This window comes from Nonomuraea jiangxiensis, from assembly GCF_900099965.1.
Classification (GTDB): Bacteria; Actinomycetota; Actinomycetes; order Streptosporangiales; family Streptosporangiaceae; genus Nonomuraea; species Nonomuraea jiangxiensis.
On the sequence record NZ_FNDJ01000032.1, the window covers coordinates 1 to 20,655 of the forward strand.

Genomic DNA, 20,655 nt, shown 5'->3' on the forward strand with positions numbered 1-20,655 from the left:
GGGTGGGGGTGGCCGATGACGAGTCGGTGGGGGTCGGTGTGGCGGACGACGAGTCGGTGGGAGTGGGTGTGGCGGACGACGAGTCGGTAGGGGTCGGTGTGGCCGATGACGAGTCGGTGGGGGTGGGTGTGGCGGATGACGAGTCGGATGGGGTGGGGGTTGAGGAGTCGGACGTGGTCGGGGTCGGGGTGGCGGACGAGGAATCGGTGGGGGTGGCTGACGACGAGTCGGATGGGGTGGGCGTCTGAGTGGCTGTCGGAGCGTCGGTGGTCGGTGTGGGGACGGGATGGGTCGCCGACGGGTGGGAGTCGTCTCCGCCGGTGCCCGAGTTCCCCGAGCCGGTCGACTGCCCGTGGGAGGGGTGGTGACCTCCGGTGTCCGTCTTCGGCTGGTCCGAGCCGGTGGTCTGGTCGGAATCAGCGGGCCGGCCGGGCCGGTGGGAACCGCTGGGTCGATCAGAGCCGGCGTGCTGGTCAGAGCCGGTGGTCTGATCCGAGCCGGCGTGCTGGTCAGAGCCGGTGGGTCGGTCTGAGCCGGTCGGGCGGTGGGAACCGGGTCGGTCCTGGCCGCCGGGGTAGCCCGGGCCGTCGGTGGTCGCCTGCTGCGCGGATGGGTCGTGCCGCTGGTCGCCGGGTCGGCGCCCCTGCTCCCCGTAGGCGCCGGGCTGCCACTGGGGGTCTCGGCCGGACTGGCCCTGGGAGCGGTGGCCGGATTGGCCCTGGGGGCGGTGGGCGGGTTGGTCGTAGGCCGTCTGGGAGTCGGAGTGCGGCCCCGTGGGCCGGTGGCCGGAATGTCCGTTGGGCATGGGGATCTCAGGCCGTCCCTCGGTTGGTTGATTTGCGGTTGATTGATGGGATGGGCGGGCACCGGGGAGTGCCTCGACGGTCTGGATCTCGGCCTGCTGCTGCGGCGCTGCCGGGATGGGCTGGGGCTGGGTCGCGGGATCGCCGGTACGGGTCGCGTCCAGGCGGGCCTTGACGAGCTCCGGGTAGCCGTAGCCGACGACGCTGCTCGTGTCGCGTTCCTTGCGCTCCACGTCGCCGCCGCCGGTGTTCCCCTCGATGGTGAAGATCTTGTCGCCGCTGACCTTCGTCACCACGCCGACGTGGTCGATGCCGGCGATCTTGCCGGAGCCGTTCCAGTCGTAGAAGACGAGTGCGCCGGGTTCGGGCACCTTCCCCCAGGCGTGCTGCTGCTTGAACCACCTGGCATGCGCCACGGTCCACGCGAACTGCCCGATCCAGTCCTGGTAGCCGAGCTTGTGCGCCGCCCACGAGAGGTACATGTCGCACCACGGGGCCGAGCTGTAGTCCGCGTCGAGCTCGACGGTATGGCCGTACCAATGACCGAACTTGGTGGTGGAACCGCCGCGCTCGGAATAGCCGACCTGACTCTTGAGCAGCTCAATGAACTTCTGCGTCTCTGGCGTCATGGAAGTATGGGGACCTCCCGGACAGACCGGATTTACCCATACGTTTCCTGACAAAAGTGGTCAAGCAGGACGGATGTGGCTAAACCGGAAGCCTGTAGTGAGGCGAGAGTACCTTGTCGTTTCCGCAGGTCAAGTGCGCCTCAAGAGAAGTTCAACAGGCCGGTCGAGATGAAAAGCGCAGGTCAGGGCCACTGTCCGAATTATCCCAGTACGGGCGGTATGCAGGAAAGATCTACCTAAATTCAGTAGCCCGCGCCCGTCAGCAGGCCGCCGTCCACGGTGAACTCGCTGCCCGTGCAGTAGCTGGCCCGGTCGGAGGCCAGGAACGCCACCACGTGCGACACCTCCACCGGCTTCGCGAAACGCTTGATGACCATGGATTTCACGAAGGCGTCCGCGTCGATCTCGCTCATCATGTCCGGGTCCATGGCCATGGAGGTGTTGATCGCCCCGGGGTGCACGGAGTTCACCCGGATCTTGAACCTGGCCAGCTCCCTGGCCGCCGACTTGGTGATGCCGCGCAGCCCGAACTTGGAGGCCGAGTACGCCGACAGCCCCTCGGCCCCGACGAAGCCCTCGATGGAGGAGATGTTCACGATGGAGCCGCGCCCGGCGGCCCTCATGGGGTCGATCACCGACTTGATCCCCAGCCACGCGCCCCTGAGGTTGACGCCGATCACGCGGTCGAAGTCCTCAGGCGACATGTCATAGATACGCCGATATTTCAGGATCCCGGCGTTGTTCACCAGCACGTCGAGCTTCCCATGCAGGTCCGTCGCCGTCGCCACGGCCCGCCGCCACTCCTCCAGGCTGGTCACGTCATGACGGACGTAGGCGGCCCCGGTCTCCTCCGCCAGCGCCTTGCCCTCCTCGTCCAGCACGTCGCCGAACACCACCCGCGCCCCCTCGGCCAGGAACAGCCGCACGTGCGCCGCCCCCATGCCCCGCGCCCCTCCGGTGACCAGCGCGACCTTGCCGTCAAGCAGCCCCATGACGTCCTCCTGCCGCGACGGCCACCGCGGCCGCCTCCATGGAGCGGTAGACGGGGATCCCCGCCGCCGCCGCGATCCGCCTCACCTCGTCCTCGACGCCCGCGGGCGCGCAGTCGCCGTTCCTGGTGACGAGGGTGATCCTGGTGCCGGGCAGCGCGGCCTGCGCCCCGGCGACCGCCCGCGCGTACGCGTAGAGCGGCTCCGCCCGGTCCCCGTACGTGAAGAAGGCCTGTACGTTCACGTGCGCGACCACGTCACGGCACGGCCGATGCCGCACCACCACGTCGATCACCTCGGCCACGAGCTCCGCCCGCCCCAGCGGCCCGACGGGCACTTCGAGCGGATTGCCGGTGGCCGTCACCCCGAGCCCGCGCAGCTCGCCGAGCGCGTCGCCGGGCAGCGGGTCCAGCCGCACCCCGGCCAGGTCGAACGCGTCCGCGGCCAGCACGCTCGCGCCCCCGCTCGGCCCCACCACCAGCACCCCGTCCCCGGCGGTGACCCGCGAGCCGTGAGCCTGGAAGTACGCCAGCACCCCGATCAGGTCGTCCTGGCTCGACACCAGCACCGCCCCGCTCTGCTCGGCCACCGCCTCCCAGATCCGCCGCTCGCTCACCAGCCCGCCCGTGTGGCCGGCCGCCGCCGCCCGCCCCTGCCCGCTGCGCCCGCCGACCAGCAGCACCACGGGCAGGGCGAGGGAGCACAACGCCTCGTACAGCTCGCGCCCGTCACGCGGATCCTCCAGGTACAGTCCCACGGCCTCGGTCCGGTCGTCGCGGGCGAGCCAGCCGAGCAGCTCGGCGGGGGACACGTCGGCCGCGTTCCCGACGGTGACGACCCGGCTGAACGCCAGCCCGCGCCGCTCCCCGACCTTGATCACCTCGCCGGCGAGCCCGCCGCTCTGCGAGATCAGCGCGACCGGCCCGGCCGGCCCGACCCCGCCGCCGACGAACGTCTGCCGGCCCAGCGGGCAGTAGACTCCCATGCAGTTGGGCCCGAGCAGCCGGACGCCCGCCGCCCGCGCGGCCTCGACCAGCTCGCCTTCCAGCTCCGCCCGCCCGGCCTCGCCGAACCCGCCGCTCATCACCTGCACGAACGGGACCCCGGACGCCTGCCGCACCACCTCGGCGCACCGCTCGGCCGGCACGGCCACGAGGGCGTAGTCCACGTTCGCCGCCGCCAGGGACGGCACCGCGGGCACGCCGGACACCTCGCTCGCCGACGGGTGCACGGCCACCAGCGGGACACCGGTGGCCCGGTAGAAGTCCAGGAACAGGTTGCCGAAGTTCGGCCTGGTGGTGGAGGCGCCCACGACGGCCACGGCCCGGGGCTCGAACAGGGGCAGGAAGTCGGTCCCTGCCGTGGCGCGCACCCCACCGCCGCCGGGGCCGGGCAGGTGGCGGGCGTCGACCGCGATCACTCCCGAGGAGGTGGCGATGACCGGGTTCAGCTCGAACTCGCCCAGCTCCAGCCGCTCCCACAGTCCGCCGGGGCCGCCGACCGTCATGAGCAGCTTGACCACGGCGTCCACGTCCACGGGCGGCGCGCCGCGGTGGCCGTACAGGAGCCTGGAGCCGCGCAGGGACGCCAGCATGCGGCGCGCGTCCGCCTCCGAGATCGGGCAGAGCCGCAGCGCCGTGTCCCGCAGCGCCTCCGCCCACACCCCGCCCAGCCCCGCGAGCAGCACCGGCCCGAAGCCGGGGTCCCGCGTCAGGCCCACGATGAGCTCCACGCCCGGCGCGGCCTGCTCCTCGACGAGGAACCCCGCCACCGCCGTCCGGGCGCGCATCGCGGCCGACGCCGGTCCCAGATCCTCGTACGCCAGCCCGACCCGTACGGCCCCGACCTCCGACTTGTGCACCAGCCCCGGTCCGAAGGCCTTCAGCACCAGCGGCCCGGCCAGCTCCCGAGCGGGCCCGAAGTCCGGCTCCGGCCCGGACACCGTCACCCCGCGCGGCACCGGCACCCCGGCCTCCCGCAGGAACGCCTTGACCTCGTGCTCGTAGACGTGCCTGCCCACGTGCCCGTCCATGGCGGCCCCGCTCACGCGAGCAGGTGCCCGTGCAGCTCGCGGATCCGCCTGCGCAAGAGCTTGCCGGGACCGCCGGAGGCGTCCTGCGAGTGCGGCAGCTCGCCGGCCACCACGATGTGGTCCGGCCGCTGATGCGCGGGCAGCGTGTCGGCCAGCGCGAGCGCCAGCTTGGACGGGTCGAGGGTGTGCCCGGCGCGCGGCACGACGGCCAGCAGCACCCGCTGGTCGGCGGCCCCCTCCGGCACGCCCACCGCGCCCGCCTCGGCCACGCCGTCCTGCGCCGAGGCCGCGTCCTCGATGGTGGCAGGCTGCGTCCATACGCCGTGCTTGAGTATCGCGTCCTCGCGCCGCCCCAGCACCCGCAGCACCCCGTCGGCGGAGATCGTGCCGAGGTCGCCCCCGACGTACCACTCGCCGCGCAGGACCTCCGCCGTCCGCTCAGGCAGGCCGTCGTAGCCCGCCATCCGGTGCGGCCCGGCCAGGTTGATCTCGCCGGCCTCGTCGATCACCGGGTGCCCGGACGGGTCCGTGACGCGTACCGCGTTGCCGGTCCTGGCGCGCCCGGAGGAGCCCAGCGGCGTCGAGCCGTCGTCCACCCGTCCCATGCAGGTGTAGGGGGCCTCGGTCTGCCCGTAGAAGGAGAAGACGCCCGCCTGGGGCAGCCGGGCCTTGATCCGGTCGAGCATGGTCGCGGTCAGCGGCTCCCCGCCCAGGATGATCACCTCGATGGACGACAGGTCCACGCCCTCGTGGTCGGGCGAGCCCAGCAGGGCCGAGTAGAACGAGGGGATCTGCGACACGTGCGTGACCCGTTCGCGCGGGACGACCCGCAGGAAGTTGGCCGGGCCCCAGTCCTGCTCCAGCACCAGCCGCATCCCCGCGTACAGCGCGGGCCCGACGATCGCCGGGAACCCGATGCCCCAGATGATCGCGCCCGTGCCGAACACCGAGCCGGGCCCGCGCGGCACGTCGAGCCAGATCTGCGCGGTGGCCAGCGACGACGCGTGCGTGTGCACGACGGCCTTGGGCAGCCCCGTCGTCCCCGAGGTGTAGTAGAGCGCGAGCGGGTCGTCGTGGTACCCGCCCAGCGGCGGCTCCGCGTCGGACGCGGCCGGCAGGTCCTTGATCCAGGCGGTGACGGCCGGGAGCGACCCTCTGATCTGCTCGACCACGTGCTCGACCGTCTCGTCGTACACGAACGCCGTGCACCCCGCGGCCGCCACCACGTCACGTACCGTTTCCACCGGCCAGTACGGGTTCAGCGCCGCCGTCACCGCCCCGATCTTGGCGTGCGCCAGGTAGACCTCGACGACCTGGAGCGTCTCGTTCAGCAGCGCCGCCACCCGCCGCCCCGGCACGATCCCGGCGGCGAGCAGGGCGTTGGCGCGGCGGTTGACGATCCTGTTGAGCTCGTCGTAGGTGAGGCTGCGCTCGCCGCAGTACGTGAGCGCCACCCGGCCGGGCGTGCGCATCGCTCCCGCGGTCAGGATCGCGTGGCCGTAGTTCCCGTACGGTGATCGTGCCATGGGGTGCCTCCAGGTCAGAGGGGCGAATAGAGCACGAAGACGTTTCCCGAGGGATCGCGGAGCACGGCCCGCGTCTCATGCGGCCCCTGCTCGGGCCCGCGCACCACTACGCCGCCGCGGGCCACCAGCCCGGCCACGGCCGCGGCCACGTTCTCCACCTTGTACGACGGCGCGGCCGAGTCGGTGACGTGCTCGGCGGGCCCGGCCAGCGCCACGGTGACCCCGCCACCGTCCAGCGCCGCGAACCTGTCACCGTCACGGAACTTCACCGGCAACCCGTAGAAGGCGATGGCCTCGTCCAGGTCGGCCACGGGGATCAGCACGTTGCCCAGTTTCACGCGGGCCTCCAGTGCGGCAGCCCGTCCACGAACGTCACCCGTACCGGCATGCCGATCCGCACCTCCTCCGGCGCGCACCCCACCACGTGCCCGAACACCCTGGTCCCCGCGGACAGGTCCACCCACGCCATCACGTACGGCTCGCGGCCCCGGTAGGCGGGCGCGAACGAGCGGTGCACGACGGTGAACGTGTGCACCACGCCCTCACCCGGGACCGGCTCGCCGGCCAGCTCGCCGCCGCACCAGGGGCAGCTCGGCTCGGGGAGGCAGAGGCGGCCGTCGCAGGACGCGCAGCGCCGGATGACCAGCTCGGCGGGGGCGGAGGTGTCAGCGCTCATCGCTGCCAAGCTAGCGCACGCTTGGTAGCCCGACAAGGCCCGCACTGCTGGGCGACGGCTCCTCTGGTAGCCCGGCGAGGCTCGCGCTGCTCGGTGACGGCTCTTCTGGTGGCCCGGCAAGGTCCGCGCTGCTCGGTGACGGCTCCTCTGGTAGTCCGGCGAGGCCGGTGCTGCTCGGCGACGGCTCCTCCAGGGGTTCCGACAGCGCGGGCGTGTGCACGACCGGGTCCCGGCTCGGGAGAGGCGGGTCGGAGCCGGTCGCCAGAGGCGGGCCGGAGCCGCTCGGTGAGGGTGTGGCGGAGCCGGTCGGCGGGGGTGTGGGGGAGCCGGTCGGCTGCACGGGGCAGGCGGGCCCGTCCACGGACACCTCGCTCACCTGCGGCCCGTTGCCCGCGGCCGGTTCCGTCATGACGAGGATCCCGAGATACGCCCGGCTGTCGCAGGCCACGTTCCCGGGGTCGTGCGTGACGGTCCTCCTGTAGGTGGTGCTGCCGCGCAACGTGCGGGTCTCCCGGCGGAGCGTGCGGGCCGAGCCGTCCTCGCCGTCCCGGCGCGTGTAGGTGATCAGCAGCCGTACCGGCCCCGTGCCGTCCACCGAGACCTGGACCGTGCCCGTGGTGCCGCTCCAGCGGGCGATGCCGGCCGTCTGCACGACCGGCCGTGACCCCGAGGTCCCGCCCGGCCGGTCGGTGGGCCTGGGTGGCGGCGCGCTGGTGGGCGGGGGCGGGGGTGTGCCGGTGGGCGTGGGTGTCCGGGTCGTGGACCCGCGCCCGCGGCCGGACCCGGGCGTGGGCGCGGGCGTCGCGGTGGTGCGGCGTGGGGTGGCGCTCGTCCGGCCCCGGCCGGGTGTGGTGGCCTCGTCCGGCTCGGGCTCCTCCTGCGCCCCGGGTGGCGGGATCAGGACCGTGCCGGGACCCGGTGGGAGCCGCCCGCCCGACATCACGAGGGCGATGGCCACGGCGACCACCGCCGCGCCCGCCACCCACAGGTGCGGCGGCAGCCTGGGCATCTTCAGCATCCGGTCGCGCAGGGTGGCGGTGACCCCGGTCGCGGTCTCGGTCCTGGCCAGCGGGAAGCGCAGGGCGAGCAGCGTGGCCTGCTCGGCCAGGTGGCGCCGGCCGCGCTGCTCCCAGCCGGGACCGTATCCGGCGAGCGCGTCCTCCTCCAGCTCCGCCGCGAAGTGCCGGGCCGAGCCGTACCTGACCGTGGGGTCCTTGGCCAGCCCGCGCTTGAGCAGGTCGCGCAGGGTGTCCGGGACGATCTCCAGCGGCACCGGCTCCACCAGGTGCTTGTCCCGCACGGCGGGCACGTCCAGCTCGTTCTCGTCGTCCTCCTTGTACGCGCGGTAGGGCGGACGGCCCCTGACCGCCTCGAACAGCACGCACGCCGCCGCGTACAGGTCCGCGGCCGGCCCCGCCTGGTCCTGCGTCCACAGCTCGGGCGCCATGTACTCGGGGCTGCCCGCCGGCACCCCCGGCTCCTCGGCGTGCACGACGATGCCGAAGTCCGCCAGCTTGCTGGTGCCGTCGGCCTGGACCAGCACGTTCTCCGGCTTGACGTCGCGATGCGGCACGCCCGCCTCGTGCGCGGCGGCCAGGGCCAGCAGCGTGCTCTTGAGCAGCGCGAGCGCGGCCTCGGGGCTGGTCCGGCCGTGCTCGGTCAGCAGCGTGCGCAGTGAGACGCCGTCCACCAGCTCCGTGACGACGGCGGCCCTGGTCGAGGTCTCGACGTACTCGTACAGCCGGACCACGTTCGGGTCGTCGATCTCGACCAGCGCGTGGGCGTCCGACCGGAAGCGGTCCATGAACTCGGTGTCCCTGCGCAGCGTGGCGTTCAGGTACTTGATCGCCACGTATGCGCCCGTCGACTGGTAGGTGGCGAGGAACACCCGGCCGGTGCGGCCGGCGCCGAGCTGGCGTGCTTCACGGTAACCAGGGACCAAGTCGAACCCCCATCAGGCCGTCCTTGGATTTGACGCTCTCATCCGGGGTTCCGGTTGTCACGAGGGCGAGATTCAGCCGGGTCCATCCCGGTACGGCGGGTGCTATGCTCGGGACCTAACCAAGCAAGCGCTCGGCTGATTCGGAGGTCGCCGGTGGAGCGCGTGGCCGTGCTGGTGATGGAGATGCAGCGGGGCGTGGTCGGCGATCTCACGAAATTTCCGGACCTGGTGGCCGCCTGCGCGCGGCACGACGTCGTCGCCAACGCCGCCCGCGTGCTCCACGCCGCCAGATCGGCCGGCCTCCCGGTGATCCACTGCACCGCCGCCTTCCGCCCCGACCGGGCCGGCTCCCACACGTCGAACTCGCCGTTCATCGCCTCCCTGCTCAAGGACCCCGGCCACATGCTGGAAGGTACGCCCGCCACCGAGGTCCTCCCCGAGCTGCGCGGCGACGGCGACCTGGAGAGCCGGCGACACCACGGCTTCTCGCCCTTCACCGGCACCTCGCTCGACATGACGCTGCGCTCGCTGGGCGTCTCCGCCGTGGTCGCCCTCGGGGTGTCGCTCAACCTGGGCATCCCGGGGCTGGCGCTGGAAGCGGTCAACCTGGGTTACCGGGTGACCGTGGTGACCGACGCGGTGGCGGGCATCCCGGAGGACTACGCGCGGAGCGTACTGAAGCACACGATCAGCCTGCTCGCCACCCGCGTGACCACGACGGAGCTGGTCAGGGGGCTGGTCGAGGAGCAGGGCGGGCGGCTGGGAGCGTGATGGACGGGCTGTGCCTGGACGGGCGGGTGGCCGTGGTGACCGGGGGAGCGGGCGCGATCGGCGCGGCCGTCGCCGCGGACCTGAGCGCGCTCGGGGCGCGTGTGGTGGTCGCGGACGTGGACCTGCCGGGCGCCGAGCGGGTCGCCGCCGGCCTGCCCGGGGCGCTGGCCATGGCCGTGGACCTGGCCTCGCCCGCGGCGGTGGCCGCCTTCGGCGAGGCGGTGGGCACGGTGGTGGGCGCGGTGGACGTCCTCGTGCACAACGCGGGGGTGTCGGTGGTGGAGCCGTTCGTCGCCAGCGACCCGGCGAACTGGGACCTCATGTGGCAGGTCAACCTGCGCGGGCCGATGCTGCTGACCAAGCTGCTCCTGCCCGGGATGCTGGAGCGGGAGTGGGGGCGGCTCGTGTTCGTCTCCTCCGACGGCGCCCGGGCCGGGTCCGGCGGCGAGGGCGCGTACGCGGCGACCAAGGCCGGGCTGTTCGGGCTGGCCAAGACGCTCGCCCGCGAGGCGGCCAGGGCGTGCGTGACCTCCAACGTGGTCTGCCCCGGCCCCACCGACACGCCCATGCTGCGGCGGGTGTCGGCGGCCGAGCCGGGGCTGGTCGACAAGATCGCCCGAGGCATCCCGCTGCGCCGCCTCGGAACGCCCGCCGACGTGGCGGGGCTGATCGCCTACCTGTGCACGGATCGTGCCGCCTACATCACCGGGCAGACGCTGTCGGTGAGCGGCGGCGTGACCATGCACTGACCGGCCGTGTCAGCGCAGCGCGTCGTAGACGGCGCCCACCAGGCGCAGGCCGCGCAGGTTGCCCGAGACGGCGCCGGCCATCTTGTTCATGACGTAGCCGATGGCCAGGCCGCGCTCCGGATCGCCGACCCCGAAGGCGCCGCCCATGCCGGAGTGGCCGAACGCGGTCTGCGACGGCATCATGAACGTCGTGGACGGCCGCATGTAACCGAGCCCGAACGAGGAGTCCAGGAGCAGCACCCGGTCGGGGCCGCTCACCCGCCGGCGGATGGCGTCGCTCAGGGTGTCGGGGCGCAGCAGGTCGCCGGCGATCAGCGACCGGTAGAACGCCGCCAGGCCCCTGGCGGTGGTGACGACCCCGGCGGCGGGCCAGCCGGCGCGCAGGATGAGGGGATGGTTCGCGCCGCCCTTGAGCTGCTGCATGCGGGGATTGCCGAGCGCCCGGTTCATGAGGCTCTGCGGATCGAGCGCCGCCCTGGCCATCTCGGCCAGCACGTCCCGCGACCCCTCAGACCCGGCCCCACCCTGAGCGGCACTGCCCTGAGCGGTCCCGCCCTGAGCGGCACTGCCCTGAGCGGCACTGCCCTGAGCGGCACTGCCCTGAGCGGCCCTGCCCTGAGCCGCACCGGTCGGCGCGGATCCGCCCTGGCCGGCGTCAATGTCGGCGCCGGCGGCCTCCGTGACGGCCGGGCCGCCGGTCGCGGTCGCTTCGCCCGGCTGGCCGTTCGTGCCCGGCGGGCGGGGGCGTTCGCCTGCCTTGAGTCGGGCCGTACGGGCGATCACGTCGTCCGGCGCGCCGACCCACAGCTCCAGGCCCAGCGGCCCGGCGATCTCCGCCGCCACCAGTTCCCCCACGGACTTGCCGGTGACCCGCCTGATCACCTCTCCCACCAGGAACCCGTACGACAGCGCGTGGTAGCCGTGCGCCGTCCCCGGCTCCCACAGCGGCGCCTGGCCGGCGAGCCGCGCCGCGATGGCCGCGTGGTCCTCGAACTCCTCCACCGGCACCGGGTCCTCCACCACCGGCAGCCCGCTCTGGTGGGTGAGCAGGTGTTCGACCGTGATCGCCGCCTTGCCCCGGGCCGCGAACTCCGGCCACACGTCCGCGACCGGCGCGGTCACGTCCACCAGCCCCCGTTCGGCGAGCTGCAGCAGCACGGTGGCGGTGATCGCCTTGGTGCAGGAGTAGGCGAAGGCGGGCGTGTCGGCCTCCCAGGGCCGCCCCGTGTGCCGGTCGGCGGTCCCGCCCCACAGATCCACCACCGGCTCGCCGTCCAGGTAGACGGCGAAGGCCGCACCCAGCTCCTCGCCATCGGCGAAATGCCGCTCGAACACCTCGCGTACGCGGGAGAACCGAGGATCGCAGTGCATCAGACCTCCGCAGGAAAGGGAGCGCTTACTTGGCTCACGAGCCTAACAACTGGGGACGATTCGGCCCAGACGATCAACGCGGCACCCTCAACCTCCTCACCCCGGCCGTGGTGCTCGACGCCCTGCGCGCCGCCACCACGGGCGAGGTGCTGAGCCTGGCGATGCCGATCAGGGGCGCCACCTCCTCGCCCGCGCCCACCACGGTCCCGCACCTGCCGGGCCGCCCGCTGCCGCAGCACTTCATGTCCGTGGACGGCGGCGACTACGCGGCCGGCGCCCGGCCGGTCGGCGACGGCCTGCGGGTGGCCGACGACGCGCTGGTGGTCACCCAGCACGGCACCACCACCCACATGGACGCGCTGTGCCACATGTGGTCCGGCGACGAGCTCTACAACGGGCACCCGGCCGCCAGGGTCCGCTCCTACGGCGCCACCAGGTGCGGCATCGAGCACGTGGGCGGGGTGGTCGCCCGCGGGCTGCTGTTCGACGTGCCCCGCCACCTCGGACTCGACCACCTCCCGGTCGGCTACCGGATTCCGGCGGAGCTGCTGGCGGAGATCGCTTCGCCCCGGCCTGGGGACGCGGTGGTGATCCGTACCGGCTGGCCGCTGGTGTGGGAGCGCTCGCGGGAGGAGTACTGGGCGGGCCAGCCGGGGCTCTCGGCCGAGGCGGGCCGCTGGCTGGCGGCCCGCGACGTGTCCGTGGTGGCCGCCGACAACGCGGCGGTCGGCGGCCTGAACGCGCGCGGGCTGGCCGACGAGCCGCTCGCCGACGACCTCCACCTCATCCTGCTGCACCGGCACGGCGTGCACCTGGTGGAGCTGCTCTGGCTGGAGGAGCTGGCGGGGCGGGGGCGGACGGAGTTCGTGTTCGTGGTGGCGCCGCTCAGGATCGAGGGCGGCACCGGCAGCCCGGTCACCCCGCTGGCCGTTCTCTGACCGCCCGGTGATCAGGACCAGGTGACGGGCAGGGAGCGGACCCCGTACACGACGGCGTCCTCCTTCAGGGACACCTCCGTGGCCGGGACCGCCAGGCGCAGGTCGGGGAAGCGCTCGAACAGCGCCCGGTAGCCGATGCCCAGCTCGATCCGGGCGAGCTGCTGGCCCAGGCACTGGTGAACTCCGTGGCCGAAGGCCAGGTGCCGGCGGGCCTCAGGGCGGCCGGGCCGGAGCAGGTCCGGGTCCGCGAACACCTCGGGGTCCCGGTTGATCATCGGCAGCGACAGCGCGACCGTCTCGCCCTTCCTGACCAGCTCGCCCGCCACCTCCACGTCCTCCAGCGCGCTGCGGGACGGCGCGCCGACGTGCAGGATCGACAGCCAGCGCAGCAACTCCTCGACGGCCTCCTCCTCGTAGCGCACTCCCTGCCGGAGCAGCGCGAACGTGCCGAGGCTCAGCATGTTGGCCGTGGTCTCGTGGCCCGCGACGAGCAGGATCAGGGCCACGTTGGTCAGCTCCTGGTCGGTGAGCTCATCGGTCAGGCCGCTGATCAGGTCGTCGCCCGGTTCCGACCGCTTGCGGCGTACCAGCTCGCCCAGGTAGGAGGTGAGGTCGGCGATCGCCTGCGGGCCGCCCGCGTCCGGGGTGACGACGCGCATGCTGCGGTCCTGGAAGAACTCGTGATCGTCGTACGGGACCCCGAGCAGCTCGCAGATGACCAGCGACGGGATCGGCAGCGCGTAGGCCCGCACCAGGTCGGCGGGCGGCCCCGCGGCCGCCATCGCGTCGAGGTGGTCGGCCGCGATCCGCTCGACGCGCGGCTCCAGCATCCGCATCCTGCGCACCGTGAACTGGCCGGTGAGCAGGCGGCGATAGCGGGTGTGCCCGGGCGGGTCGGTGGTGGCGAAGAACCCCGGCGGGGCCGCCTCGCCGGGAGCGCCCGCGCGGACGGCGAAGAGCGGAGCGTGCTTGAGCTCCTGCCGGGCGCTGAACCTGGGGTCGCCCAGCACGGCGCGGGCCGCCTCCGCGCTGGTGGCCAGCCACCCCAGATGGCCGTCGGCGAACTCCAGGCGGCTCATCGCCGGCAGGCCCCTGAGCCCGGCCGGAGGGTCGAAGGGGCAGGCGGGATTGCGTTCGATGGGAAGTCGCATAAATGTGAGAGTAGGCTCTCAAATGGTGGTTGTATAGCGAAATAGTCGGTCAGATGCCGGGGTAGTTCCCGCCGCCGTGCGCCCGGTCCAGGGCGTCGTAGTCGGGGGTGAAGCCGTGTTTGGGGATCGCGTCCACGAACTCGACGTGCCTCGGCTTCTTGTACGACGCCAGCAGCCCTCTGACGTGCTCGACGAGGTCGTCCGGCGTGACCTGGGCGTCCGGCCGCAAGGCCACGATCGCCTTGACCGCCTGGTGCCAGGTGGGGTCCGGCACCCCGATGACGGCGGCGTCGGCCACGGCGGGATGGGTTTTCAGGGCCCGTTCCACCTCGGCCGGGTAGACGTTCTCGGCGCCGGACTTGATCATCCGGAGCTTGGGGCCGATGAAGGTGATGGTGCCGTCGGGTTCGCGGCGGCCGAGGTCGCCGGTGTGGTGCCAGCCGCCCGCGAGCTTGACGGCGTTCACGTCGGGCCGGGCGAAATATCCTGAAAAAAGGGTCTTTCCTCGGGCGCAGATCTCGCCCACCTCGCCCGCCGGGACCTCCTCGCCGTCCGGCCCCAGCATCCGCACCTGCACCAGCGGACCGGGCCGGCCCGCGAACCCCGCCCCGCCCTCCGCCAGTCCCAGGAACGTGAGCATCCCGCCCACCTCGGTCTGACCGTAGCCGCCCATCTTGGACCGGCACCAGGGCGAGTCGTCCACGGTGATCATGTCGTCCCATTCGGCCGAGTGGGAGACGAACCTGAGGGACGACAGGTCGTACTTGCCGCCCGCGTTCGCCTGCGTCACCGCGTCGATCATCTGCCCGAACAGGAACGCCTGGGTCACCCGCTCGGCGTCGATCAGCCGGCAGACCTCCTGGGGGTCGAAGGCGGGGGTGAAGACGTTCGTGCCGCTGATCTGCAGGGTGGCCAGGCAGAACATCATGGTGCCGACGTGGAAGAGCGGGCCGTTGTTGAGAAAGGTGAAGCCCGGCTCCATCTGGCGTACGACGAGGAGCTGGGTGGCGTGGGCGACGAGCGCGGCACTGCTGAGCAGCGCGGCTCGGGGCCGCCCGGAGAAGGCAGCGGTGTAGAGCGCCAGCACCGGCTCGGTGTCCGCCACCTGCGCGAACTCCCGGGGGGTCGCGTCCGCGAGCAGCCGCTCGTACTCGTCGCCCGCCTGGATCCACGCAGGCGTCCGCGCCGCGCCGGCGCGCAGGGCCGTGGTGAGGTCCGAGGGCTGCCAGACGACGGCGGATGGGGTCAGGTCGGAGAGTACGAAGCGCAGCTCGTCCTCCGACTGGCGCCAGTTGGCCGGGCAGAAGACGGCCCCGAGGCGGGAGCAGGCCAGCAGCAGCTCCAGCACCGCGTACGAGTTCTGCCCCAGCCAGAGCACCCGGTCGCCACCCGCGACCCCGGCGCCGGCCAGGGCGCCGGCCAGCCGGGTCACTCGGGCGTCGAGCTCGGGGTAGGTGAGCCGCAGGTCCCCGTCCACCACCGCCGTGACCTGCGGGCGGCTGCGGGCGTGGTCGGCGACGACGTCTGCCAGGGACAGGCTGTGGATCACGGGAACCTCCGGGGTGAGGGGGTCAGCGGAAGGCGGGCATGACCTCGGCCGCGAAGAACCGCATGACCTGTTTCATGTCCGCCAGCGGCATCGGCCGGGTGCTGCCGAAGTCGCACAGGAGGTTCGTGAAGCCGGCGTCCCTGAGCACCGAGATCTGCGAGATCACCCGCTCGGGGTCGCCGATCACCTCCAGCTGCTCCCACCGGAAGTCGGCCGACACCGTGCCGCCCTTGAGATAGCGGTCCTGGTAGTACTCGAAGCCCTGCGCGGCCCGCCCCGTCTTCGGGTCGATGGGGGCGCTGCTCGGGTTGAAGATGCGCGAGCGGTCGAACGACGCCTCGAACCGGGCCTGGTCGGCGCGGGCCTGTTCCAGCGTCGGGGCCACGTATACGCTGCGTGCCACCACCAGGTCCGCCCCCGGCGGGTGCCCGGCCCGGGCGGCCGTCTCCCGCCAGGTCTCCGCCGCCCGTACGACCTTGCGGAACGTGGCCGCCGGATCGGCCAGGACGGGCAGCCCGCGCTCGGCGTACATGGTCACGGTCTCCGGGGAGACGGCCGCCACGTGCAGCGGCGGGTGCGGCGACTGCAGCGGCCTCGGCACGAGGGTCACCTCGGTCCCGGTCCGGTAGAACTTCCCCTCATGCTGGTACGACTCCCGCGTCCAGAGCCCGACGATCACCTCCAGCGCCTCGTTGAACCGGTCGCGGGCCTCCGCCAGGTCGATCCCGAACCCCTCGAACTCGACGCTCTGGTATCCCCGCCCGATCCCCAGGTCCAGCCGCCCGCCGGAGAGCACGTCCACCTGCGCGGCCTCCTCGGCCACGTGAATCGGGTCGTGCAGGGGGAGCACCACGATGCCGGTGCCCAGCCGGAGGCGGGTGGTGCGGGCGGCGGCGTGGGCGAGCATGGTGAACAGGTTGGGGGCCACGCCGTAGTCCCTGAAGTGGTGCTCGGCCAGCCGTACCCCGTCGAAGCCCAGCTCCTCGGCCAGTTCGATGAGCTCCAGGTGGTAGTCGTAGACGTCCTTGAAGCTCTGGCCGTCGAAGCGGTGGAAGAGGTGGAAGGTCGAGAACTTCATGCGGCGGCCCCTCAACGGTAAACCAAGCGCTCGCTTGGGAGCGTACCACGGCGTGACCGTCCGACGGGCGAGCCGGTGACCGGCCGCGCGTGCGTATGAGGGGCTCGGCGGGTGGGCCGGTGACCGGCCGCGCGTGCGTATGAGGGGCTCGGCGAGTGGGCCGGTGACTGGCCGGGCGTGCGTACGGAGGGCATGGCGGGTTGGCCGGGCGTGCGTATGGACGGCTTGGTGGGTGAGTCGGTGGTCAGCCGGGGGTGCGGACGAGGGGCTTGGGGGCGGGGCGCAGGGCCGGGGCGAGCAGCCCCAGCAGCAGCACCACGCCGGTGATCATGGCGAACGCGGCCGGATAGGACAGACCGCCCGCCACCCAGCCCGTGACGGCCGGTGCCATCAGGCCCGACATGTACGTGATCGTCGCCACGCCCGCCACCCCCTCGCCCGGCGTCGCCCCCGCGTTGCCCGCCGCCGCGAACACCAGCGGCACCACCACCGCCACCCCCAGCCCGATCAGGGCGAACCCCGCGATGCCGAGCACCGGCGTGCGGGCCGCGACCACGAGGACGCCGCCCAGCACCGCCATGAACCCGCCCACCCGGACGACCGCGACGGGCCCGAGACGGCGGATGACGTGGTCGCCCACCAGCCGGGTGCTCGCCATGCAGAGCATGAACACCGTGTAGCCGGCCGCCGCGAGGCCGGGACCGGCCATGGTGACCTGGGTGAGGTAGACGGCGGCCCAGTTCGAGCTGGCGCCCTCGGCGAACGTGGCGCAGAACCCGACCAGGCCGATGGCCAGGACCGCGCGCCCGGGCAGGGCGAAGCGGCGCGGCGCGGGGGCGTCGGCCGGCGAGTCGTCGGGCATCAGGCCGCGTCCGGCCGCCGCACCCACGGCGAGCAGCACCAGCGAGACCACGCCCAGATGGATCCTGGCGTCGATCCCCGCGTGCGCCGCCAGGGCGCCGACGCCGCCCGCCGCCAGGCTGCCCACCGACCACATGCCGTGCAGGCCGGACATGATCGAGCGGCCGAGGCGGCGTTCGAGCACGACCGCGTGGGAGTTCATCACGACGTCGCACATGCCGGACGTGCCGCCGTACAGCAGGAAGGCCGCGAACAGCCAGGCGGGCGCCGGGGCGAGCACGGGCAGGACCATGCCCCCGCACCACAACGCGAGCAGGACGCGGGTGGCGGCCCGCCCGCCGAAACGGTAGGCCAGGCGACTGGCCATGGGCATGCCGATCAAGGCTCCGATGGGCGGGCACACCAGGGCGAGGCCGAGGGTGCCAGGGCCGAGGTCCAGGTGGTCCTGTAACCAGGGGATGCGCGTGGCGAGACTGCCCGCGACGGCTCCGTGCAGGGCGAACACGACGGCGATAGCGCGATGATGGCTCATGCTCCGGAAAATATCAGGCAGGCTTCCTGATGAAAAGCCTTTCAGGCAGGCTTCCTGATTAATATGGGGCTGTGAAGACCGCGACCCCGGCGATGGCCCGCGTGATCAACGACCGGCTGGCACTCGACCTGCTGCTTGAGCGCGGGCCGCTGACCGCGCCCCAGCTCCGCACCCTGACCGGGCTGTCCAGGCCCACCGTGTCCGACCTGCTGGAGCGGCTCATGGAGGGCGGGCTCGTCCGGGTCACCGGCGAATACGGCGAGGACCGGCGGGGGCCGAACGCCCGGCTGTACGGGCTGGTCCCGGACCGGGCCCACGTGGCGGGCGTGGACCTGCGGCGCCACGCGGTCACCGCCGTGGTCGCCGACATCACCGGCCGGGTGGCGGGTGAGGCCACCAAGACGATCCGCGGCGAGCTGGACGGCCTGGTCGAGCGGACGATCAGGGACGCCGCCGGGGGCCGCGCGCTCGACACCGTGGTGATCGGCGCGCCGGGGCTGGTGGATCCGCGCACCGGAGAGCTGGTGGGGGTCAGCGACGTGCCCGGCTGGCGGCCCGGCCTGATGGGCCGGGTGCGTCAGCGCCTGGGTGTCCCGGTGGTGCTGGAGAACGAGGTCAACCTCGCCGCCGTCGCCGAGTTGCGTACCGGCTCGGCGGCCGGGAGCGAGGACTTCGTGCTGATGTGGCTGGACGACGGGATCGGCGCGGCGGTCGTTCTGGGTGGGCAGGTGCGCAGGGGAGTGTCCGGAGGCGCGGGGGAGGTCGGGATGCTGGAGGTGGACGGAACGGAGTTCTGCCAGCTCGTCTCACCGGATGTCATGGCCGGGCTCGACCGGGCGGAGCTGGCCGCGCGGATCGCCAAGGGCGCCGCCGTCACCGTCTCGATCCTGGACCCCGGGCTCGTCGTGCTCGGAGGCAGGGTCGGGCACCAGGGGGGCGACGAGCTGGCGAGGCTGGTGGCCGAGCGCCTGGGCGCGCTGGCCCCCGCGCCGACCGAGGTCCGCGCCAGCACGGTCGAGGGCAACGCGGTGCTCCAGGGAGCCGTGCTGACGGCCCTCGACCTGGCCCGCGACCACATCTACGGCTGACCACCCCAGCACCCCCGACCACCCCCGCCGCCCTCCGGACCCCGGTGGCGGAGGGCCGGCGCGTCCGCGGAGGACGGGATGCGCCCAGAAGGAGGCGGGCCCCGGGAGGGGGTCTGGGGGTGGATAGGTCCGAGAGGGGTCCGAGGGCGGGGGTCCGGGAGGAGGTCCGAGAGCCGAAGGGCCTCGGAGGGGCGCCGAGATGGGGCGGCCCCGGGAGGGTCCGAGGGCGGGCGGGCCTGCGAGGGTCTGAGAGGGACGGGCCTCGGAGGGTCCGAGGGCGAGCGGGCCTGCGAGGGTCTGAGAGGGACAGGCCTCGGAGGGTCCGAGGGCGGTCGGGCCCGCGAGGGATCCGAGAGCGCGCGGGCCTGGGGTGACGGCGGCGTGGGGTTGACGGCGGGCCTGGGGTTTGCGGCAGGTCCGGGGTGACGGCGGGCGTGGGGTTGAGGGCGGGCCCGGAGTGAGACGGGCCTGGGGTTGAGGGCGGGCCGGGGTTGAGGGTGGGCCCGGGTTGAGGGTGGGTCCGAGGTGATGGCGGGCCCGGAGTGAGGATGGGCCCGGAGTGAGACGGGCCTGGGGTTGAGGGCGGGCCCGGAGTGAGGGTGGGCCCGGGTTGAGGGCGGGCCCGGAGTGAGGGTGGGCCTGGAGTGAGGGTGGGTCCGGGGTCAGGCTAGGGCTGAGAGTAGGCCGATGGTGAGGGCGGTGCGTTCGGGGATGTGTTCGACCAGCACGTGCTCGTGCCGGGCGTGCGCCCCGTCGCCCACCGCGCCCATCCCGTCCAGTACGGGCCGCCCCAGCGCCGAGACGAAGTTGCCGTCGCTGGCGCCCCCGACCGCCGCCTCGTCCAGCAGCCAGCCGAACTCCTCGGCCACCTTCTGGGCCTCCTTGAACAGCCGCCGGGAGGCGGCGTTCGGGGTCATGGGCGGCCGGTTCCAATCACCGGTCGCGGAGATCGTCACCCGCGGGTCCGACGCCCGCAGGCCGGCGAACACGTCGTCGATCCGTCGCATCTCCGCCGGCTCCGTCACCCGCACGTCGACGCCGCAGGTCGCCCGGCCCGCAGAAACGTTGCGCCCGGTGCCGCCGTTGATGAGCCCGACGTTCACGGTGGTGCCGCGCTCGCGCGACCCGGCCCCGGCCAGCGTCGTGACGATCTCGGCCAGCGCGTGGATCGCGCTCGCGCCCGCGTACGGGTCCAGCCCCGCGTGCGCCTCGATCCCGGTCACGGTCACGTCGAACAGCCCCACCCCCTTGCGCGCGGTCTTCAGAGCCCCGTTGTGGGAGGCCTCGAAGACCAGGGTCGCCAGCGTGTCCTCACCGGCCGCCTCGATGTGCGGGCGCGAGGTCAGGCTGCCGATCTCCTCGTCCCCGTTGAACAGGAACCGCACGCTAGGATGCGGCAGCCCCAGCTCCCGTAGCCCGCGCACCGCCCAGATCGACTGCACTAGCCCGGTCTTCATGTCGAACACCCCCGGCCCCGTGGCCTTGCCGTCCACCACCGTGAACGGCCACCCGGCGAGCGTGCCCGTCGGCCAGACGGTGTCGTAGTGGCAGAGCAGCAGCACGGTCCCCGGGGCGGTGCCCTGATAGGTCAGCTCCAGGATGTCGCCGTGCCCGCCGCCTTCGTGCAGGACCTCGTCGTCCGGCGTCCCGAGCCGCTCGACGGCCAGGCCGCGGATCCCGCGCAGCCCCTTGACCAGCAGAGCCTTGTCGTAGCTGTGAGTCTCCAGCTCGACCACGGCCTTGAGGTCGTCGAGCATGGCCGGAAGGGCCTGCCGGCTCCAGTCGGTGATCAACACGGAAATCCTTCCAAGTGCCACTAGGGAACGGGCGAGCCAGAGCCGAGCGGGATGCCGAGCCACCGGAACGCGAACGGCAGCGTCGAGACGACGAGCAGGGCCTCACTGGCCCGCCTCCTTCCCGCATTTCGGTCAGCCATTACATGCGGGCATGAGACGTCCTGACAAGTGCGA

17 protein-coding genes are annotated in these 20,655 nt (G+C 73.0%); 4 read left to right on the plus strand and 13 right to left on the minus strand.

Annotated features, from left to right (window positions below):
- The 7 genes from BLS95_RS59370 to BLS95_RS44640 all read right to left on the minus strand — a co-directional run.
- Positions 1-1,432, minus strand: a 1,432-nt coding sequence (locus BLS95_RS59370) for a CHAP domain-containing protein (protein ID WP_143044151.1), incomplete at its 3' end; no start/stop codon positions are given.
- A 242-nt stretch (positions 1,433-1,674) separates the two neighbouring features.
- Positions 1,675-2,424, minus strand: coding sequence for a glucose 1-dehydrogenase (locus BLS95_RS44615; protein ID WP_090945683.1), 750 nt, complete (start codon positions 2,422-2,424; stop codon positions 1,675-1,677).
- Positions 2,411-4,468, minus strand: a complete 2,058-nt coding sequence (locus BLS95_RS44620; RefSeq protein WP_245765671.1) for an acetate--CoA ligase family protein — start codon at positions 4,466-4,468, stop codon at positions 2,411-2,413. The genes BLS95_RS44615 and BLS95_RS44620 overlap by 14 nt, the downstream gene beginning before the upstream one ends.
- Complete coding sequence (locus tag BLS95_RS44625; RefSeq protein ID WP_090945685.1) at positions 4,465-5,979, minus strand: class I adenylate-forming enzyme family protein; 1,515 nt, start codon at positions 5,977-5,979, stop codon at positions 4,465-4,467. The genes BLS95_RS44620 and BLS95_RS44625 overlap by 4 nt, the downstream gene beginning before the upstream one ends.
- Before the next feature lie 14 nt (positions 5,980-5,993).
- Positions 5,994-6,317 (minus strand): VOC family protein, encoded by a 324-nt coding sequence (locus BLS95_RS44630; RefSeq protein ID WP_342742826.1) that lies wholly within the window; start codon positions 6,315-6,317, stop codon positions 5,994-5,996.
- Positions 6,314-6,655 (minus strand): Zn-ribbon domain-containing OB-fold protein, encoded by a 342-nt coding sequence (locus BLS95_RS44635; RefSeq protein ID WP_090945686.1) that lies wholly within the window; start codon positions 6,653-6,655, stop codon positions 6,314-6,316. Before BLS95_RS44635 ends, BLS95_RS44630 begins: the two co-directional genes overlap by 4 nt.
- A 10-nt stretch (positions 6,656-6,665) precedes the next feature.
- Positions 6,666-8,597: a serine/threonine-protein kinase gene (locus BLS95_RS44640; RefSeq protein ID WP_090945687.1), complete on the minus strand. Its 1,932-nt coding sequence runs from the start codon at positions 8,595-8,597 to the stop codon at positions 6,666-6,668.
- A gap of 153 nt (positions 8,598-8,750) precedes the next feature.
- Here BLS95_RS44640 and BLS95_RS44645 point away from each other — a divergent pair, with 153 nt between their 5' ends.
- Positions 8,751-9,368, plus strand: a complete 618-nt coding sequence (locus BLS95_RS44645) for a cysteine hydrolase family protein (RefSeq protein WP_245765672.1) — start codon at positions 8,751-8,753, stop codon at positions 9,366-9,368.
- The gene (locus BLS95_RS44650) at positions 9,368-10,117 is read left to right on the plus strand and encodes an SDR family NAD(P)-dependent oxidoreductase (protein WP_090945688.1); all 750 of its coding nucleotides are present in this window, start codon (positions 9,368-9,370) and stop codon (positions 10,115-10,117) included. Before BLS95_RS44645 ends, BLS95_RS44650 begins: the two co-directional genes overlap by 1 nt.
- A 9-nt stretch (positions 10,118-10,126) precedes the next feature.
- Here BLS95_RS44650 and BLS95_RS44655 read toward each other — a convergent pair whose 3' ends face one another.
- Positions 10,127-11,488 (minus strand): serine hydrolase domain-containing protein, encoded by a 1,362-nt coding sequence (locus BLS95_RS44655; RefSeq protein ID WP_090945689.1) that lies wholly within the window; start codon positions 11,486-11,488, stop codon positions 10,127-10,129.
- A 29-nt stretch (positions 11,489-11,517) separates the two neighbouring features.
- Between BLS95_RS44655 and BLS95_RS44660 the strand changes: the two genes are divergently transcribed.
- Complete coding sequence (locus BLS95_RS44660; protein WP_090945690.1) at positions 11,518-12,426, plus strand: cyclase family protein; 909 nt, start codon at positions 11,518-11,520, stop codon at positions 12,424-12,426.
- A gap of 11 nt (positions 12,427-12,437) precedes the next feature.
- Here BLS95_RS44660 and BLS95_RS44665 read toward each other — a convergent pair whose 3' ends face one another.
- The 4 genes from BLS95_RS44665 to BLS95_RS44680 all read right to left on the minus strand — a co-directional run bounded on the left by BLS95_RS44665 (position 12,438) and on the right by BLS95_RS44680 (position 17,597).
- Positions 12,438-13,577, minus strand: a complete 1,140-nt coding sequence (locus BLS95_RS44665) for a cytochrome P450 (RefSeq protein WP_090945691.1) — start codon at positions 13,575-13,577, stop codon at positions 12,438-12,440.
- 49 nt (positions 13,578-13,626) lie between these two features.
- A complete protein-coding gene (locus tag BLS95_RS44670) occupies positions 13,627-15,126 on the minus strand; it encodes an AMP-binding protein (RefSeq protein WP_090945692.1) in 1,500 nt (499 codons plus the stop codon).
- A gap of 22 nt (positions 15,127-15,148) precedes the next feature.
- Complete coding sequence (locus BLS95_RS44675; RefSeq protein WP_090945693.1) at positions 15,149-16,204, minus strand: LLM class flavin-dependent oxidoreductase; 1,056 nt, start codon at positions 16,202-16,204, stop codon at positions 15,149-15,151.
- A 244-nt stretch (positions 16,205-16,448) separates the two neighbouring features.
- Entirely contained in the window at positions 16,449-17,597 is a 1,149-nt protein-coding gene (locus BLS95_RS44680; RefSeq protein WP_090945694.1) for an MFS transporter, read from the minus strand.
- A 71-nt stretch (positions 17,598-17,668) separates the two neighbouring features.
- Here BLS95_RS44680 and BLS95_RS44685 point away from each other — a divergent pair, with 71 nt between their 5' ends.
- A complete protein-coding gene (locus BLS95_RS44685; RefSeq protein WP_218136287.1) occupies positions 17,669-18,685 on the plus strand; it encodes an ROK family transcriptional regulator in 1,017 nt (338 codons plus the stop codon).
- A 662-nt stretch (positions 18,686-19,347) separates the two neighbouring features.
- Here BLS95_RS44685 and BLS95_RS44690 read toward each other — a convergent pair.
- Positions 19,348-20,481 (minus strand): M20 family metallopeptidase, encoded by a 1,134-nt coding sequence (locus tag BLS95_RS44690; protein WP_342742827.1) that lies wholly within the window; start codon positions 20,479-20,481, stop codon positions 19,348-19,350.
- Positions 20,482-20,655: the final 174 nt, after the last annotated feature.

What these genes read in the sequence shown, in the direction of transcription:
- BLS95_RS44615 (WP_090945683.1), bottom strand. Translation starts at nt 2,424, where the DNA reads ATGGGGCTGCTTGACGGCAAGGTCGCGCTGGTCACCGGAGGGGCGCGG.
- BLS95_RS44625 (WP_090945685.1), bottom strand. Translation starts at nt 5,979, where the DNA reads ATGGCACGATCACCGTACGGGAACTACGGCCACGCGATCCTGACCGCG.
- BLS95_RS44635 (WP_090945686.1), bottom strand. Translation starts at nt 6,655, where the DNA reads ATGAGCGCTGACACCTCCGCCCCCGCCGAGCTGGTCATCCGGCGCTGC.
- BLS95_RS44650 (WP_090945688.1), top strand. Translation starts at nt 9,368, where the DNA reads ATGGACGGGCTGTGCCTGGACGGGCGGGTGGCCGTGGTGACCGGGGGA.
- BLS95_RS44655 (WP_090945689.1), bottom strand. Translation starts at nt 11,488, where the DNA reads ATGCACTGCGATCCTCGGTTCTCCCGCGTACGCGAGGTGTTCGAGCGG.
- BLS95_RS44665 (WP_090945691.1), bottom strand. Translation starts at nt 13,577, where the DNA reads ATGCGACTTCCCATCGAACGCAATCCCGCCTGCCCCTTCGACCCTCCG.
- BLS95_RS44675 (WP_090945693.1), bottom strand. Translation starts at nt 16,204, where the DNA reads ATGAAGTTCTCGACCTTCCACCTCTTCCACCGCTTCGACGGCCAGAGC.
- BLS95_RS44680 (WP_090945694.1), bottom strand. Translation starts at nt 17,597, where the DNA reads ATGAGCCATCATCGCGCTATCGCCGTCGTGTTCGCCCTGCACGGAGCC.